This window comes from Vibrio ziniensis, from assembly GCF_011064285.1.
In the GTDB taxonomy this organism is placed as follows: Bacteria; Pseudomonadota; Gammaproteobacteria; order Enterobacterales; family Vibrionaceae; genus Vibrio; species Vibrio ziniensis.
This window is the reverse complement of record NZ_CP049331.1, coordinates 2,299,298-2,315,087: the sequence shown is the minus strand read 5'-3', so window position 1 is coordinate 2,315,087 and position 15,790 is coordinate 2,299,298. Positions and strand designations below refer to the sequence as shown.

Annotated in this window: 17 protein-coding genes and 1 pseudogene; 15 read left to right on the top strand and 3 right to left on the bottom strand. The window is 44.3% G+C overall.

Annotation, left to right across the window (positions count from 1 at the left end; translation table 11 throughout):
• Positions 1–83 precede the first annotated feature (83 nt).
• From G5S32_RS21695 to flhB, 9 genes and pseudogenes are all read left to right on the top strand, one after another.
• Positions 84–863 (top strand): annotated as a pseudogene (locus tag G5S32_RS21695) (flagellar hook-length control protein FliK); the annotation flags it as partial.
• Between the two features lie 43 nt (positions 864–906).
• Positions 907–1,401: a flagellar basal body-associated protein FliL gene (gene fliL, locus G5S32_RS10585; RefSeq protein WP_165311987.1), complete on the top strand. Its 495-nt coding sequence runs from the start codon at positions 907–909 to the stop codon at positions 1,399–1,401.
• A 7-nt stretch (positions 1,402–1,408) separates the two neighbouring features.
• Positions 1,409–2,470 (top strand): flagellar motor switch protein FliM, encoded by a 1,062-nt coding sequence (gene fliM, locus G5S32_RS10580; protein ID WP_165311986.1) that lies wholly within the window; start codon positions 1,409–1,411, stop codon positions 2,468–2,470.
• Between the two features lie 17 nt (positions 2,471–2,487).
• Positions 2,488–2,898 carry a flagellar motor switch protein FliN gene (gene fliN / locus G5S32_RS10575; RefSeq protein WP_165311985.1) on the top strand — a complete coding sequence of 137 codons (411 nt, stop codon included), beginning with the start codon at positions 2,488–2,490 and terminating at the stop codon, positions 2,896–2,898.
• Positions 2,899–2,902: 4 nt separating this feature from the next.
• Positions 2,903–3,292: a flagellar biosynthetic protein FliO gene (gene fliO / locus G5S32_RS10570; protein WP_165311984.1), complete on the top strand. Its 390-nt coding sequence runs from the start codon at positions 2,903–2,905 to the stop codon at positions 3,290–3,292.
• Positions 3,270–4,166: a flagellar type III secretion system pore protein FliP gene (gene fliP / locus G5S32_RS10565; RefSeq protein ID WP_165311983.1), complete on the top strand. Its 897-nt coding sequence runs from the start codon at positions 3,270–3,272 to the stop codon at positions 4,164–4,166. Before fliO ends, fliP begins: the two co-directional genes overlap by 23 nt.
• Positions 4,167–4,178: 12 nt before the next feature.
• Complete coding sequence (gene fliQ / locus G5S32_RS10560; RefSeq protein ID WP_165311982.1) at positions 4,179–4,448, top strand: flagellar biosynthesis protein FliQ; 270 nt, start codon at positions 4,179–4,181, stop codon at positions 4,446–4,448.
• 8 nt (positions 4,449–4,456) lie between these two features.
• Positions 4,457–5,239: a flagellar biosynthetic protein FliR gene (fliR, locus tag G5S32_RS10555; RefSeq protein ID WP_165311981.1), complete on the top strand. Its 783-nt coding sequence runs from the start codon at positions 4,457–4,459 to the stop codon at positions 5,237–5,239.
• A gap of 23 nt (positions 5,240–5,262) precedes the next feature.
• A complete protein-coding gene (gene flhB, locus G5S32_RS10550; RefSeq protein WP_165311980.1) occupies positions 5,263–6,393 on the top strand; it encodes a flagellar biosynthesis protein FlhB in 1,131 nt (376 codons plus the stop codon).
• A gap of 99 nt (positions 6,394–6,492) precedes the next feature.
• On the opposite strand, the gene smrB is transcribed toward flhB, so the two are convergent.
• Positions 6,493–7,047, bottom strand: a complete 555-nt coding sequence (gene smrB / locus G5S32_RS10545; RefSeq protein ID WP_165311979.1) for an endonuclease SmrB — start codon at positions 7,045–7,047, stop codon at positions 6,493–6,495.
• A 63-nt stretch (positions 7,048–7,110) separates the two neighbouring features.
• Between smrB and prmB the strand changes: the two genes are divergently transcribed.
• Positions 7,111–8,043, top strand: a complete 933-nt coding sequence (gene prmB, locus G5S32_RS10540) for a 50S ribosomal protein L3 N(5)-glutamine methyltransferase (RefSeq protein ID WP_165311978.1) — start codon at positions 7,111–7,113, stop codon at positions 8,041–8,043.
• Positions 8,044–8,234: 191 nt separating this feature from the next.
• Positions 8,235–9,320: a chorismate synthase gene (gene aroC / locus G5S32_RS10535; protein ID WP_165311977.1), complete on the top strand. Its 1,086-nt coding sequence runs from the start codon at positions 8,235–8,237 to the stop codon at positions 9,318–9,320.
• A 103-nt stretch (positions 9,321–9,423) separates the two neighbouring features.
• On the opposite strand, the gene G5S32_RS10530 is transcribed toward aroC, so the two are convergent.
• Positions 9,424–10,047 carry a trimeric intracellular cation channel family protein gene (locus G5S32_RS10530; protein WP_165311976.1) on the bottom strand — a complete coding sequence of 208 codons (624 nt, stop codon included), beginning with the start codon at positions 10,045–10,047 and terminating at the stop codon, positions 9,424–9,426.
• 251 nt (positions 10,048–10,298) lie between these two features.
• Between G5S32_RS10530 and G5S32_RS10525 the strand changes: the two genes are divergently transcribed.
• From G5S32_RS10525 to G5S32_RS10515, 3 genes are all read left to right on the top strand, one after another.
• Positions 10,299–10,829 carry an elongation factor P hydroxylase gene (locus G5S32_RS10525; RefSeq protein ID WP_165311975.1) on the top strand — a complete coding sequence of 177 codons (531 nt, stop codon included), beginning with the start codon at positions 10,299–10,301 and terminating at the stop codon, positions 10,827–10,829.
• A 52-nt stretch (positions 10,830–10,881) separates the two neighbouring features.
• Positions 10,882–11,145, top strand: coding sequence for a YfcL family protein (locus G5S32_RS10520; RefSeq protein WP_165311974.1), 264 nt, complete (start codon positions 10,882–10,884; stop codon positions 11,143–11,145).
• Between the two features lie 194 nt (positions 11,146–11,339).
• Positions 11,340–11,867, top strand: a complete 528-nt coding sequence (locus G5S32_RS10515) for an NADPH-dependent FMN reductase (protein ID WP_165311973.1) — start codon at positions 11,340–11,342, stop codon at positions 11,865–11,867.
• A 255-nt stretch (positions 11,868–12,122) separates the two neighbouring features.
• On the opposite strand, the gene mnmC is transcribed toward G5S32_RS10515, so the two are convergent.
• Positions 12,123–14,171: a bifunctional tRNA (5-methylaminomethyl-2-thiouridine)(34)-methyltransferase MnmC2/FAD-dependent 5-carboxymethylaminomethyl-2-thiouridine(34) oxidoreductase MnmC1 gene (mnmC, locus tag G5S32_RS10510; RefSeq protein WP_165311972.1), complete on the bottom strand. Its 2,049-nt coding sequence runs from the start codon at positions 14,169–14,171 to the stop codon at positions 12,123–12,125.
• Between the two features lie 126 nt (positions 14,172–14,297).
• Here mnmC and fabB point away from each other — a divergent pair, with 126 nt between their 5' ends.
• Positions 14,298–15,509 carry a beta-ketoacyl-ACP synthase I gene (gene fabB, locus G5S32_RS10505; RefSeq protein ID WP_165311971.1) on the top strand — a complete coding sequence of 404 codons (1,212 nt, stop codon included), beginning with the start codon at positions 14,298–14,300 and terminating at the stop codon, positions 15,507–15,509.
• Positions 15,510–15,790: the final 281 nt, after the last annotated feature.

The window sequence follows — 15,790 nt, the reverse complement described above, 5'->3', positions numbered from 1 at the left end:
CTTTAACTACGGGGGGGAACAAGGCCGCTAATGGTACTGATGGCAAGGAACAGCCCAAAACTGAGGTGCAGCTATTAGCACCTCAAACTATGATGAGCCAAGCTGACAAGACTATGATGGCACAATCACAAATGCCTCAGCATGCAGAATCGCAAGCACAGCTTCAGCCAGTGATTAATGCTCAGACCAACCCACTGTTGGCGGGTGTTATGGCAAACCAGGCTGACCCAGTAGGTAATCAAGCTGCACTGAAAGCAGGTCTGGGGGCAAAAGCGTTAAATTCTTTGCTAGAAGGGAATAAACGTACCGAAGGGGCTACAGATACACATTTCGCACAGCAACTTTCTGCTGCCGCAGGTCAGCAAGGGCTAAATAATCCACAGAGTTTACGTAGTGATTCTCTGCAATCAACCCAGCAGAACATGCCTTTGCAGCTTTCTCGAGGTGATATGGCAGCGGAGCAGATGGCTGAGAGAGTTCAAGTGATGCTGTCTAAAAACTTGAAGAACATTGATATTCGTCTAGATCCACCAGAGCTTGGTCGACTTCATATTAGGATGAACATGAACGGTGATGGCGCAACAGTGCATTTTACGGTTGCAAACCAACAGGCTCGAGATGCCCTTGAACAATCAATGCCACGACTTCGTGAAATGCTGAACAACCAAGGTGTGCAGTTAGGAGATACCTCGGTTCAGCAACAAAGCTCAGGTCAGCAACAACGTTATGCAGCAAGTGGTGATGGTTCAGGTGGTCAATCTGCGAGCGGTGATCAGCACCAAAGTGAAGAAAATCTTGATACAAACGTCAAACTTGATTTGAATGTGGCAGCAAAGCGTGATGGAATCAGTTATTACGCTTAAACTAAGTGAATCTTAATTAAAAAATAACAACATAGAGAACGTTATGGCTGTTGAAGAACTCCCAGCAGAAGCACCCAAAGGAAAGAAAAAACTCCTGATCATTATTATTGCCGTTGTTGTGTTGTTGCTTGGCGGTGGTGCTGCCTTCTTTTTCATGGGGTCGGGCGATTCAAGTCAAGATAGCGATATCAGTGCTAGTCAAGCACCAACGCAGACTGAGCCCGTTTCTTATGTGAACATTGCTCAGCCATTTGTATTTAATGTGACTGGTGATACGCGCAATCGCGTTGTGCAAATTAAAGTGCAGCTCATGGTTAGAGGCAGTGAAAACGACAACTTAGCTCGATACCATTCCCCTCTGATTGAAAGTACATTGCTGGCAACGTTTGCATCTGCAACTGTTGGGCAATTAAGAGAAGTAACGGGTCGTATTGAGTTACGAGATAAGGCAACCAACGACATTAAAGCTGTAATGACCAAAGTTGTTGGAAAGCCTGTTATTGAACGAGTGTTGTTTACTGATTTTGTAATGCAGTAGGTGAAGTGTGACCGATCTATTAAGCCAAGACGAAATCGATGCGCTACTCCACGGGGTGGATAGCGTTGACGAGGTAGAAGAAAATCTCGACACTGCAGATGACAGTGCCATCTCATTCGACTTTTCGTCACAAGATCGTATTGTTCGTGGTCGAATGCCAACGCTTGAACTGATCAATGAGCGTTTTGCTCGCCATATGCGTATCAGTTTATTTAACATGTTGCGAAAAACTGCTGAGGTTTCGATCAACGGTGTGCAAATGATGAAGTTCGGCGAATATCAAAACACACTGTATGTGCCAACCAGTTTGAACATGGTTCGTTTCCGTCCCCTTAAAGGTACGGCATTGGTGACTATGGAAGCTCGTCTGGTTTTTATCTTGGTAGAAAACTTCTTTGGTGGTGATGGTCGTTACCATGCGCGAATCGAAGGGCGTGAGTTTACTCCTACTGAACGTCGTGTTACTCAGTTACTACTTAAAATAGTCTTCGGTGATTATAAAGAAGCTTGGTCTCCAGTAATGGGGGTTGAGTTTGAGTACTTAGATTCAGAAGTAAACCCAAGTATGGCGAACATTGTCAGCCCGACTGAAGTCATCGTGGTGAGTTCATTCCATATTGAAGTAGATGGCGGCGGCGGTGATTTCCATGTTGTTATGCCTTACTCGATGGTTGAACCAATCCGCGAACTTTTGGATGCAGGTGTTCAGTCAGACAAGATGGAAACCGACGTTCGCTGGAGCTCTGCACTGCGTGAAGAGATCATGGATGTGCCAGTTAACTTCCGAGTGAATTTATTGGAACAAGATATCGCATTACGTGATCTAATGGAGCTTCAGGTAGGGGATATTATCCCAATTAAAATGCCTGAACACGCCGTTATGTTTGTGGAAGAATTGCCAACTTATCGCGTCAAAATGGGGCGCTCTGGTGAAAAAATGGCAGTTCAGATTTCAGAGAAAATTCGACGTCCTGATGTGGTCAAGACCGACCTCGCATTTCTTGGCAAGGATATCATTGCTGAGTTAGATGATGAGGAAGATGAAGGCGACGAAGAGTTTATTGATTAAGAGAATAGGTAGCCTAGATGTCAAAGACAGATGATCAAAAGCTTGCAGATGAGTGGGCCGCAGCCCTTGGCGAAGATCCTAATGCGCCAAATATAGATGTTGATGAAATTTTAGCAGCGCCTTTGGATGAGTTAAGAGATACAACTTCGCCAATCAGTGAAGATGAACGTCGTAAGCTTGATACCATCATGGATATTCCAGTGACGATCTCGATGGAAGTAGGGCGTTCGAAAATCAGTATTCGTAACTTGCTGCAACTCAACCAAGGCTCTGTAGTAGAACTTGACCGTATTGCCGGTGAGTCATTAGATGTGATGGTTAACGGCACTTTGATTGCGCACGGTGAAGTGGTTGTGGTCAACGATAAGTTTGGTATTCGTTTAACCGACGTTATAAGTCAAACAGAACGTATTAAGAAATTGAGATAACATTATGCGTCATTTCATTATGTTATCTTTGGTTGCTAGCCCTGCGCTAGCAGCTCAAAGCGACCAGTTCGATATAGCGGCTACATTAGGGTCGCTATTGTTCGTTATAGCCATCATCATTGGGATGGCTTGGCTACTCAAACGAATGCGAGTTCCTGCATTTGGTCAGCAAAAAGGCTTGAGCATCGTTCGCCAACTACCAGTCGGCACCAAAGAGCGTTTGATGATAGTACAGGCAGGAGAAGAGAAATTTCTGATTGGTGTTACTGCACAGTCAGTGAATTTGATCTCTAAATTGGAAACTCCATTGACTCAGGAGGAGCTAGAGTCGGTACCATTTTCTAACACTTTGACTCAGCTACTAAAAAAGAATGATAAAAACACACCTGTTTGATGTGTTGCGCAATCTATGGACTCGTCTAGCACTTATTTTTTGGGTAAGTGCTTTAGTTTTTACGCCGTTAGCTTACGCGCAACAAGAGCTGGAAACCCCTATACCTTCTAATGCAGCTGGTGCACAGAATGTGACTGTAACCGCAATGCAAAAAGACCAAGGTGCATCGCGCACTATTGCTATGGGTAGCAGTAGTGGTGCGGGAATACCGGCCTTTACCATGACCACCAACCCTGATGGCAGTGAAGATTACTCGGTAAACTTACAAATTTTAGCTTTAATGACCATGCTGGGTTTTTTGCCTGCCATGGTCATTTTGATGACTTCGTTTACTCGTATAGTGGTGGTTATGTCGATACTTCGACAGGCTATGGGTTTGCAACAAACACCGTCAAACCAAGTCATTATTGGTATCGCGATATTTTTAACCTTCTTCATTATGTCTCCGGTGATTAGTAAGATTAACGAAGAAGCTATTCAGCCCTATCTAAATGAGCAGATGACAGCGAGAGAAGCGTTTGATACAGCGCAAATTCCCATGAAGGACTTTATGCTCAAGCAGACTCGTGTCAAAGACTTGGAGACTTTCGTCAACATTTCTGGTTCAGATGCGCTAAATCCAGAAGATGTGGCTATGGAAGTCTTGATTCCTGCATTTATTACTTCTGAACTAAAAACGGCTTTCCAGATTGGATTCATGCTTTTCTTGCCGTTTTTGATTATCGACTTAGTCGTTGCATCGGTATTGATGGCAATGGGTATGATGATGTTGTCACCGATGATTGTATCGCTGCCGTTTAAACTTATGTTGTTTGTGTTGGTCGACGGATGGAACTTGATTTTGTCCACGCTCGCCAGCAGTTTTGCGTTGTAGCGGGGGAGAACCATGACTCCAGAGGTATTTGTTGAACTTTTCCGCGACGCATTATGGATGGTACTTATCATGGTATGTGCCATCATCATTCCAAGCTTACTGGTGGGGTTAGTGGTAGCGATTTTCCAAGCTGCAACTTCTATCAACGAACAGACGTTAAGCTTTTTGCCCCGTCTTATCGTTACTCTGCTGGCTCTGATGGCATTTGCCCATTGGATGGTACAAATGCAGATGGACTTTTTTTATTCCATGATTGAGCGTCTGCCTCAGGTTCTGTACTAGGAGCGCGCATGGAATACCCAGCTACCGTTGTCCTTGATTTTATTGCCAACTATTTTTGGCCATACACTCGCATCTCTGCGATGCTGATGGTGATGACGGTAACGGGAGCTCGATTTGTTTCTGCACGTATCCGACTTTATTTTGGTTTAGCGCTGACCTTAGCACTTATGCCAGCTATCCCAGCCGTACCTGAAGACATTGAACTGCTGTCGCTTCAGGGCTTTATGATCACTTTAGAACAGTTGGTCATAGGTGTATCCATGGGGATGGTGACGCAGTTTATTATCCAGACTTTTGTTATGCTCGGTCAGATTCTCGGTATGCAATCGAGCCTTGGGTTTGCCTCTATGGTGGACCCTGCAAATGGTCAGAACACTCCGCTGCTTGGTCAGTTATTTATGTTCTTAGCCACCATGTTTTTTCTTGCTAGCGATGGTCATTTAAAGATGATTCAGTTGCTGGCGTTTAGTTTTAAAAGCTTGCCGATTGGTGGGCAGGGGCTGACCAACGTTGATTTTCAACAATTGGCTTTGTGGTTTAGCACTATATTTAAAGTGGCGTTGAGTATGTCTTTGTCAGGCATCATAGCGCTGTTGACGGTAAACTTGTCCTTTGGTGTGATGACCCGTGCGGCGCCCCAACTCAATATTTTCTCGCTGGGTTTCGCATTTGCCTTGATGGTTGGCTTACTGCTTTGTTGGTTTATCATTAGCGGTCTTTACACTCACTATGAACTCTATTGGTTGCAAGGCGAGCAACAAGTTTGCAGCCTCATCCGGTTAGATTGTTAGCTTTATCGCTGTAGGAGGCTGAGTTGGCAGAATCAGACGGTCAAGAAAGGACCGAAGAAGCCACGCCCCGAAGGTTGCAACAGGCCCGAGAAAAAGGCCAGGTTGCGCGTTCGAAGGAGCTGGCTTCTGTATCCGTATTAGTTGTTGGCGCTGTATCTCTGATGTGGTTCGGAGATGCGTTAGCAGGTGGGCTATTTGCCTCCATGAGACGTCTGTTTAGTTTGAGCCGAGAGGAAATTTTCGATCTCGGAAAACTGTTTGATATCGCCTCATCTGCTTTGGTTAATCTACTTCTTCCACTTTTGCTGGTTCTGATAACCCTCTTTATCGCAGCTTTCATTGGTGCCGCGGGGGTCGGTGGTTTGAACTTCTCGATGGAAGCTGCGATGCCTAAATTTTCGAAATTGAATCCATTAAGCGGTTTAAAGCGAATGTTTGGTTTGCAAAGCTGGGTTGAGCTAATCAAATCAATATTGAAGGTCTCCTTAGTCGCAGGGGTCGCATTTGCTTTGATTAATCAATCAAAGCATGATTTGTTTCAACTTAGTTTGGATGTCTTCCCACAGAACATTTTTCATGCCTTAGATATCTTGCTTAACTTCGTTCTGTTGATTAGCTGTTCATTGCTGGTGGTTGTCGCCATTGATATTCCTTTCCAGATTTGGCAACACGCGAATCAGCTGAAAATGACCAAACAAGAAGTGAAAGATGAGTACAAAGATACGGAAGGTAAACCTGAGGTTAAAGGTCGTATTCGGATGCTGCAACGTGAGGCTGCTCAGCGTCGAATGATGGCAGACGTACCGCAAGCCGACGTTATCATTACCAACCCGGATCACTTCTCTGTCGCACTGAGATACAAGCAAAATACCGATAGAGCGCCTGTCGTGATAGCCAAAGGTGTTGATCATATGGCACTGAAAATTCGAGAAGTGGCGCGAGAGCATAACATCATGATTGTGCCTGCACCGCCCTTGGCTCGTGCGCTTTACCATACTACAGAGCTAGAACAGGAAATTCCAGACGGCTTGTTCGTAGCGGTTGCTCAAGTTCTGGCATATATCTTTCAACTTAAGCAATATCGCCGTAAAGGTGGTCAGCGTCCGATTCTTCAAGAAGACAAGATGCCGATTCCACCAGATATGCGTTATTGAACCTAAGCGACTTCATTCCATCATATCAGAATGAAGTCTTGTTGCTCTCAATCCCAGATAAATGCTATGCGTTTTCTGGGATGACGAGATAATAAAGGCTTATTTTTCTGGAATAGAAATCAGTACCAGCAATGCACCATCGCCACCGAACTCTAATGGTGCTTGGTGAAATGCCATCACGTCTGGGTGTTGTGCTAACCATAGTGGCACTTTTTGCTTCAGAATATGTTTACCAATACCGTGTTGTACACAAGCGGTGTGAACATTTTCTTTTACGCAGTAAGCAATCATCGCCCCTAGCTCACGTTTGGCTTCCTGTTGAGTCATACCATGCATATCTAAGAACACATCCGGAATATAGACACCACGACGCAGTTTTTTCACTTCAAATTTAGATACATCGTCACGAGCATAGCGGGTTGGACCTTCTTCGCTGAGTAGAGGTACAAATTCGTCAGAGAAATAAAAGTTGCTGTCGCTTGCTTCACGTAAACCTTTGATGATTTCTTTTTGTTTAGCATTTCTGTTTGGCTGCTGGACTATGGTATCCTGCGTTAACTTTTTTACGCCCTTTACTGCATCGCGAAACATTGCAAAATCGTCGTCAGCGTCTAAATAATCATTGTCGTTGAAATCGGTGTCTTTTTTGCTCATTAGGTTTGGATAATCTCTAATTAATCGATATTTGCAGTATTGTAGCGCTTTTCGGAGGCAATTTTGGATAAGATTTTTGTAGAAGAGGCCGTTTCGGAACTTCACACTCTTCAGGACATGATTCGTTGGACGGTTAGCCGTTTTAATGCCGCAAATTTATTTTATGGTCATGGAACGGACAATGCGTGGGATGAAGCGGTGCAACTTGTGCTGCCAACTCTTTATCTACCCATCGACGTGCCTCCTCATGCTTTGAATTCTCGTCTAACGTCTAGCGAGCGTTTACGTGTAGTAGAACGAGTGATTAAACGTATTAAAGATCGCACTCCAACGGCTTATTTAACCAATAAAGCGTGGTTCTGTGGTTTAGAGTTTTTCGTTGATGAACGTGTACTTGTTCCTCGCTCGCCAATTGGTGAACTGATTCAAGCACAATTCTCACCTTGGTTAGTTGAAGAACCAACTCGCATTATGGATCTGTGTACCGGTAGTGGTTGTATTGCGATTGCCTGCGCGTATGCATTCCCTGAAGCGGAAGTCGATGCAATTGATATTTCGACTGATGCATTAGCGGTAGCGGAACAAAATATCCAAGATCATGGTCTGGAGCAACAAGTGTTTCCAATTCGTTCTGATCTGTTCCGTGATTTACCAGAATTTCAATACGACATTATCGTGACTAACCCGCCATATGTGGATCAGGAAGATATGGACAGCTTGCCTGAGGAGTTCAAGCATGAACCAGCTTTAGGTCTTGCTGCTGGTACTGATGGCTTGAAACTGGCACGCCGTATTCTTGCGAATGCCCCACGCTACTTGTCCGAAGATGGTATCCTGATCTGTGAAGTAGGTAACTCCATGATTCATATGATGGAACAGTACCCACACATTCCATTTACGTGGTTGGAATTTGAAAATGGCGGTCATGGTGTGTTCATGCTCACGCGTCAGCAATTGCTAGATTGTGCGCAAGACTTCGCTCTTTATATCGATTAATTTCGAACACTCGCAAAGCGCCGACCTTAGTGTCGGCGTTTTCATTTCAGACAGATAGTTTTTGTCCAAATTGATGCGGTTAAGGGCTTTACATCAAAACGTAATAAAGCCACTATGAATCTACGAAGAATAGCTATCAGTATGTTGGAAGTGGCACGTTCCCACTTTCACCATACTAATTTGAGGAAGTAATGGCAGGAAACAGTATCGGACAACATTTCCGAGTAACCACATTCGGAGAAAGTCACGGTATCGCACTAGGATGTATCGTAGACGGATGTCCTCCGGGACTAGAAATTAGCGAGGCGGATTTACAAATCGATTTAGACCGTCGTCGCCCGGGCACATCGCGTTATACCACTGCACGTCGTGAACCGGATGAAGTGAAAATTCTTTCTGGGGTTTTTGAAGGTAAAACCACAGGTACGTCTATCGGATTACTGATTGAAAACACCGATCAACGTTCAAAAGACTATTCAGACATCAAAGATAAATTCCGTCCAGGGCATGCCGACTATACCTACCATCAGAAATACGGTATTCGCGATTATCGTGGCGGTGGTCGTTCATCGGCTCGTGAAACGGCAATGCGTGTCGCTGCCGGTGGTATTGCGAAGAAATACCTGAAGCAAGAATTTGGCGTTGAAATCCGCGCTTATTTATCACAAATGGGTGATATCTCGATTGATAAAGTGGATTGGAATGAAATCGAAAATAACGCTTTCTTCTGTCCTGATGTGGATAAGGTAGATGCGTTTGACCAACTTATTCGCGATCTGAAAAAAGAAGGCGACTCTATCGGTGCCAAAATACAGGTGGTTGCTACCAATCTTCCTGTTGGCTTAGGTGAGCCAGTATTTGACCGTTTAGACGCAGATATCGCGCATGCGTTGATGAGTATTAACGCGGTGAAAGGTGTTGAAATCGGTGATGGTTTTGAAGTTGTAAATCAACGTGGCAGTGAGCACCGCGATCCTCTTACTCCTGAAGGTTTCAGGAGCAACCATGCTGGGGGTATTTTAGGTGGTATTTCAACTGGCCAAGATATTGTTGCAAACATTGCGCTTAAACCAACATCGAGCATTACCGTACCGGGTGATACCATTACCCGCACTGGTGAGTCAACGCAACTGATTACTAAAGGTCGTCATGATCCATGCGTTGGCATTCGTGCAGTGCCTATCGCAGAAGCAATGTTGGCGATTGTGTTGATGGACCATCTGTTACGTCATCGAGGCCAAAACCACGGTGTGACAACAGAAACTCCACATATCTAATTTCGTTTTATGGATTAAAAACGCCCTTATTTGAGGGCGTTTTCTTTTGTCTCCAACTAACGCTCGAAAGCTATTTAGAACTAATGAATAGAGTTATCAAGAATTAGTGAATAGAGCTTTCGGCTTCAAGGTGGAATGAAGGCAAATGCCATTTAAACCTTACCGCAGCCATACGCAGCACGTAACCAACGACCAAAGTGATGATTGTGCTGGTGACGTCGTTTACCCCAAATTTTAATAATGCTAAATAGAGTATCGAGGCGACAAGGGCGACAGAAGCATACAACTCATCATGCAAAACCAGTGGTTGCTGACGACAGATAAGATCGCGCAATAGGCCGCCGAAAACCCCTGTGACCAAAGCCGAAACCACACAAATCACTTCATGCAGACCCATGCTCATCGCCACTTTAGTACCTATGATGCTAAACACTATCAGGCCAAGCGCATCTAAGCGGATGAAAAGCCCTTTAAGTTTGATTACCCATTTATAAATACCAGTTGTCACCACACCTGCAACGCAAGTGATGACTAAAAACTCAGGGTTTTTAACCCAACCTAGTGGGTAGTGTCCCAAAAGAACATCTCTTACTGTGCCACCACCTATAGCAGTTGCACTTGATACCAACATGACGCCAAACCAATCCATTTTTTTTCGACCAGCACTGAGTGCACCTGTCATGGCTTCTGCGGTAATTCCGATAATATACAAAACGCTAAGGAGCATAGTCTTAGACCTATAAATGAATGTTGGATGAGCGAGGGCGCTAAGAAAGGTGCGCAGTGTAGTATCAGAATTATCTGAATACGACCGCTTTTTGGCGTTTTGACATCAGTTTTACAGATAAATAAAACTAATACGCTATTTCCTACACTTTACCTCAGGGCAAAAAGCCGCGAAAATGCATCCGCTATCCATTTATTTAATATTATCCATTTATTAAGCATTGCCCATTTACTCATTTACACATTGCCCTTATGTCTCACCAATACACTGATTTGATCGACATCTTTAACCAGACCTTTTTTAAGTCGTTTAACACCAAGCTGGAGTTAGGCGGGGATGAGCCTATCTATTTACCAGCAGATGAAACGGTGGCTCACCATAGAATTATCTTCGCTCGAGGCTTCTATGCTTCTGCTCTGCATGAGATTGCGCACTGGTGTGTAGCGGGTCCTAAGCGACGTTTGCTCGAAGATTTTGGTTACTGGTATCATCCCGATGGCCGCTCAGAGCAAGTTCAGGCGGAGTTCGAGAAAGTTGAGATCCGTCCTCAAGCTTACGAGTGGATATTGTCGCGCAGTGCAGGGTTTCCTTTTACGGTGAGTTGTGACAACCTTAGCGGCGATTTTGAACCAGACCGTCTGGCATTCATGGCGAAAGTTCATCAAGAAGTGTTGAGTATTTTGCAACATGGGTTACCTGAACGAGTGAAAATGCTTTCACAAGCGCTACAGTCGTTTTATCAGACACCAGAATTAACTGCCGAACAGTTTGAGATTAAATAGAATCTCGCAATTAAACGGCAGTGAGAAACCAGATAACTAGGCATTCATAGACATGATTATTGAATTTGAAGAAAAACTTTTAGAGCTGATTGATGCACGTATTGCGACGGCGTCTGATGATGAATTATTTGCTGGTGGCTATTTACGTGGACATATCTCATTGTCTGCTGCTGCGTGTGAAGAAGACGGTATTGAAGATATCGCTGAGCTAAAAGTTCGTATTGAGAAAAGCTTAGAAGATGCTCGCACCGAGTTAACTCCGGCGGATCGCATCATTGTTTCTGATTTATGGAACGAGTTAGCGAACCAAGCGTAAACAATAAAAGGCAAGTAAAAGAGTAAAAATAGCAGCGGCTACGCTGCTATTTTTTGTTTTAAATGCTTATGAAATCCTGCTCGTATTATGGTTTGTTCAAAATTTTTGAATGATCTCGTGCAATTATTCTGCTTGTTGATTGCGTGTTCAAATATTAATCTAGCTACATCTAAACAGTACGCAGGATTATCATCATGAAAGTTATCGCATTCGGAGCAAGCACTAGCTCAACGTCTATTAACAAAGCATTGGCAACTTATACAGCAAATTTGATTGATGGTGCTGAAGTGCAAGTGTTAGATATCAACAACTACCACGTACCAATGTACAGCGAAGATCTTGAAAAAGAGATTGGTCAAGCAGAAGGCGCGCTAGGCTTCTTACGTGATTTAGCACAAGCAGATGCTTTTGTTATCTCTTTCGCAGAGCACAATGGTCATTACCCAGCAGCATATAAAAACCTGTTCGACTGGGCGACTCGTATCGATCGTGAAGTATTTAAAAACAAACCAGCAGTTTATCTAGCAACTTCTCCTGGTCCTGGTGGTGCGACATCTGTGTTAGCAGCAGCTTCTGGCTCAGCGGCATACTTTGGTGGCAACGTGAAAGCAACAGTTTCAGTACCAAGCTTCTACGACAATTTTGACCTAGCAGCTGGCGTTGTAACAAACGAAACAGTCGCGGCTCAACTTAAAGATGCAGTTGCAAAAATCGCAGCTTAATCTCAAATAGCGCATTCATTAAAAAGCCTCGCAATTGCGAGGCTTTGTTGTTTTAGAACCGGCGAAATCCTGAACGCAAGGGAATTATACCATCCTAGATAAAAATATGATCAGACTGAGCTTCGGCGAACAGCAAATAGGCGTCAAACGCAAACGCGTATTCATTCGTCCCTGAAGCTCCGCCGAGCCATTCATGGCTCGGAGGGTTTGCTTATCGACGCCCATTCACTGATCAGGAAACTTTCCAGAATGGTATTACTTTTCAGTTAATGATTTGCCTTTACGCAGCTTTCTTACCCACATTCTGCTTGGATGAAGTGTTTCCAGCACATCATTAGGTAGAGGCAATGGGTCACCACTCATTTGAGATGCCAGCAATTCTGCCATTAGCGGTGCTGAACTTAAACCACGAGAGCCTAAGCCGATAAACGAATACAGCTGTGGATATTGAGCAACGGCAGGGGCGTTGTGTTCGTCCTGCATACTAAGTTCAGCGTATTGCTCAGTGATAGTTTCAAATTTACCAACATTCCCGACAAACGGTAGATGATCTCTGCTGACGCAGCGAATTCCTTGACGTGACTGGTTTTCGCTCACATCAACACTGTCTGGCCATGTTTGTTCAGGTAAACAGTTTTTCAAACGCTGAGCGTTCTCAATTTGTGCTTGTGGGTCAAACTCTTGATCTAAATGAGATCTGTCGTAGCTTGCGCCAATACAGTGATGCTTATTATTCGGGTTACATGGCGTCATATAACCGTCATAACAAAGTACAGTGTTTAGCTGTTGAAGTTCATTATTGGTAGGGATATGGCTCACCTGACCTTTCACTTTACCAAGTGGTACATATTGAGTCTGAGTAAAAGCATCAAACAAATGTCCGGTAGCAATTACTACAGCTTGGTGTTTTAGCTTTCTTTCCTCTGAGCAGCTATCACCTGACAAGCTATCGTCACAAGTCAGTAGCCATTGCTTATCTTCGCTTTGCCACTCAAGTGCATCAATCTTGTGTCGATAGTGAATATTGAGCTTGCCTTGGTGCGCTAAGTTATCCATCAAGCCTTGAGTGAGTTGAGCCGGTGACAGCCAACCGCCTAAAGGGTAGAAAACACTTTCAACATCGACGGGTAATCCAACAGTCTGGTTGGTCTGTTCAATGCCTTGCTTGCAAACCAGCTCTGATGAAAAGTCAGCTTCAAATATCGCGTCTAATTTGTTCGCCGATTTGTCATCCCACATTAATTGGGTCACGCCACACCAGTTATGGTCAAAAGAAATTGTTTTCGCGGCTTGGTCGATAAACTGACGGGCAAACAGAAATGCTGGAGCAAACACGCGTGATACGCCGAAGTGCTCGCCATTTAGCAGCGGATATACTGCGCCTTGTCGATTACCAGATGCGCCATTTGCAGGCGCTTCATCTTTACAATAGATTGAGACGTTAATACCTCTTGCCACCAAGGTTTTAGCAAGAGTCGCGCTAGCAATGCCACCGCCGATGATAGCAACGTCGTGCAGGTTGTCGGTTGATTCGATATTAAACCAAGGTTTGATGTTGCTGTATGCCACTTTCTCTTTCAGCTTACCCGCTATCATTTCTCGCTTTGTGCCAAAACCTTTGACTTTCTTCATATCAAAACCAGCATCGATGAGACCACGGCGCACGAAGCCTGCAGCCGTAAAGGTTGCGCAGGTACAATCTTGTTTAGCCAGTTTTTCCATGCCATTGAACAGCTCTTGGTTCCACATCTCTGGGTTTTTACTTGGAGCGAAACCATCTAAAAACCACGTATCAACCAAGCCATGCTCAAGGGTAGGAACTTTAGGCATGCATTCTTTTATGTCGCCAAACCACAAATCCAGTGTGATCAAACCATCTGCTAACACGATACGGTGACATTCGGGTACCGCTATCGGGTAGAACTCATGTAATTGCTGTGCGTATTGGGTGAGTTCTGGCCATGACTCATGAGCTTTGATCAAATCCGTTTTGCTCAGAGGAAATTTCTCAAAACTGATGAAATGTAAGGATTGGAGTTTCGCATCAGGGTTTTGCTGTCTAAACTTTTCAAACAGCTGCCAAACGGCGAGGAAGTTTAATCCAGTACCGAATCCTGTTTCGGCAATGACAAAACGCTTTTGGTCATAATCGTGCCATCTTTGGGGAAGATTATTTTGTGTTAGAAAAACATAACGAGTTTCTTCCAGTCCATTGACGTTGGAAAAATAAACATCATCGAACTGGTCAGAAACGGGAGTTCCGGCATCATTCCAGCCAAGTTGTGCGTTAGTGATAGATGTCATAATAGGAAAAATTTTTCAAATTCGGCGAAATATTGTCGAGATTGTACGGATTTATGGGAAAGCTGACCACTTTTGAAGTCCATCTTCGTTATCATTTAGCGAAATATTGAATAATAGGAATGTCACATGAAACGAGTCGTAATCACCGGTATGGGTATTGTTTCAAGTATCGGTAACAACGTCGAAGAAGTTTTATCGTCTCTTAAAGCTGGCAAATCAGGTATCACTGGTTCTGAGCAATTTAAAGAGCAAGGCCTTCGTTCGCAAGTTTGGGGTAATTTGAAAATGAACCCTGCTGACCATATCGACCGCAAACAAATGCGTTTTATGGGTGATGCGGCTGCATTTGCTTACCTGTCAATGGAACAAGCGATTGCTGATGCAGGACTTGCTCCTGAACAAGTTTCTAATGATCGTACAGGTATTGTTGCAGGTTCTGGTGGTGCATCATCACTAAACCAAGTGATAGCGGTAGATACTCTACGTGAGAAAGGCGTAAAGCGTATTGGTCCATACATGGTTCCTCGTACAATGTCTTCAACGGTTTCTGCATGTTTGGCAACTCCATTTAAAATTCGTGGCGTGAACTACTCAATCAGTTCTGCATGTGCAACCTCTGCACACTGTATCGGTCACGCGATGGAACTGATCCAACTAGGCAAACAAGACATCGTATTTGCAGGTGGTGGTGAAGAGTTAGATTGGTCATTGACTATGATGTTCGATGCAATGGGCGCACTATCAACGAAATACAATGAAACTCCAGACAAAGCTTCTCGTACTTACGATGCAGACCGTGATGGTTTTGTTATCTCTGGTGGCGGCGGTATGGTTGTTATCGAAGAACTTGAGCATGCACTTGCTCGTGGCGCGAAAATTTACGGTGAAATCGTAGGTTACGGAGCGACTTCTGACGGTTACGACATGGTTGCTCCATCAGGCGAAGGTGCTGTGCGTTGTATGAAGATGGCAATGCAAGGTATCGACAAAGTGGATTACGTGAATACTCACGGTACTTCAACGCCTGTAGGTGATGTGAAAGAACTTGGTGCTATCCAAGAAGTGTTTGGTGGCAACAGCCCTGCAATTTCTGCAACTAAAGCAATGACTGGTCATGCTCTAGGTGCTGCGGGTGTACATGAAGCGATTTACTCAACGCTTATGCTTCACCACGGCTTCATTGCTCCAAGCATTAACATTGATAACCTAGACGAAGCTGCTGCTGGTCTAGATATCGTTACTGAAATGCGTGAGCAAGAGCTGACAACCGTTATGTCAAACAGCTTTGGATTCGGTGGTACTAACGCCACTCTAGTCATTAAGAAGTACGAAGCTTAAGAGACCCGATTACCGCAAGGTAATACCAATCTGGGCAATGCTTACTTAGATTGGTATGTTGGTTTCCAGAACCGATTAGCTAGCCTAATCAAACAGACGCTGACTTTGTCCCATGGAGAGCGGGACAAGATCCTTTTGTTCTGGATATTGCCCAGTGGCTATCATGGCCACTGGGTATTTTTATTTTGGAACCCAAGGTCTATTATCCTCGACACTTTACGCTCTTTTTAGCACAATGCCTGCTAACCAAGGTCAACATCTCCCCAATGATTTTATTCGGG

Excerpts from the sequence above, each read along its gene's own strand:
- fliL (WP_165311987.1), top strand. The coding sequence starts at position 907 with ATGGCTGTTGAAGAACTCCCAGCAGAAGCACCCAAAGGAAAGAAAAAA.
- fliN (WP_165311985.1), top strand. The coding sequence starts at position 2,488 with ATGTCAAAGACAGATGATCAAAAGCTTGCAGATGAGTGGGCCGCAGCC.
- fliO (WP_165311984.1), top strand. The coding sequence starts at position 2,903 with ATGCGTCATTTCATTATGTTATCTTTGGTTGCTAGCCCTGCGCTAGCA.
- fliP (WP_165311983.1), top strand. The coding sequence starts at position 3,270 with ATGATAAAAACACACCTGTTTGATGTGTTGCGCAATCTATGGACTCGT.
- fliQ (WP_165311982.1), top strand. The coding sequence starts at position 4,179 with ATGACTCCAGAGGTATTTGTTGAACTTTTCCGCGACGCATTATGGATG.
- fliR (WP_165311981.1), top strand. The coding sequence starts at position 4,457 with ATGGAATACCCAGCTACCGTTGTCCTTGATTTTATTGCCAACTATTTT.
- smrB (WP_165311979.1), bottom strand. The coding sequence starts at position 7,047 with ATGAGCAAAAAAGACACCGATTTCAACGACAATGATTATTTAGACGCT.
- aroC (WP_165311977.1), top strand. The coding sequence starts at position 8,235 with ATGGCAGGAAACAGTATCGGACAACATTTCCGAGTAACCACATTCGGA.
- G5S32_RS10530 (WP_165311976.1), bottom strand. The coding sequence starts at position 10,047 with ATGCTCCTTAGCGTTTTGTATATTATCGGAATTACCGCAGAAGCCATG.
- G5S32_RS10525 (WP_165311975.1), top strand. The coding sequence starts at position 10,299 with ATGTCTCACCAATACACTGATTTGATCGACATCTTTAACCAGACCTTT.
- G5S32_RS10520 (WP_165311974.1), top strand. The coding sequence starts at position 10,882 with ATGATTATTGAATTTGAAGAAAAACTTTTAGAGCTGATTGATGCACGT.
- G5S32_RS10515 (WP_165311973.1), top strand. The coding sequence starts at position 11,340 with ATGAAAGTTATCGCATTCGGAGCAAGCACTAGCTCAACGTCTATTAAC.
- mnmC (WP_165311972.1), bottom strand. The coding sequence starts at position 14,171 with ATGACATCTATCACTAACGCACAACTTGGCTGGAATGATGCCGGAACT.
- fabB (WP_165311971.1), top strand. The coding sequence starts at position 14,298 with ATGAAACGAGTCGTAATCACCGGTATGGGTATTGTTTCAAGTATCGGT.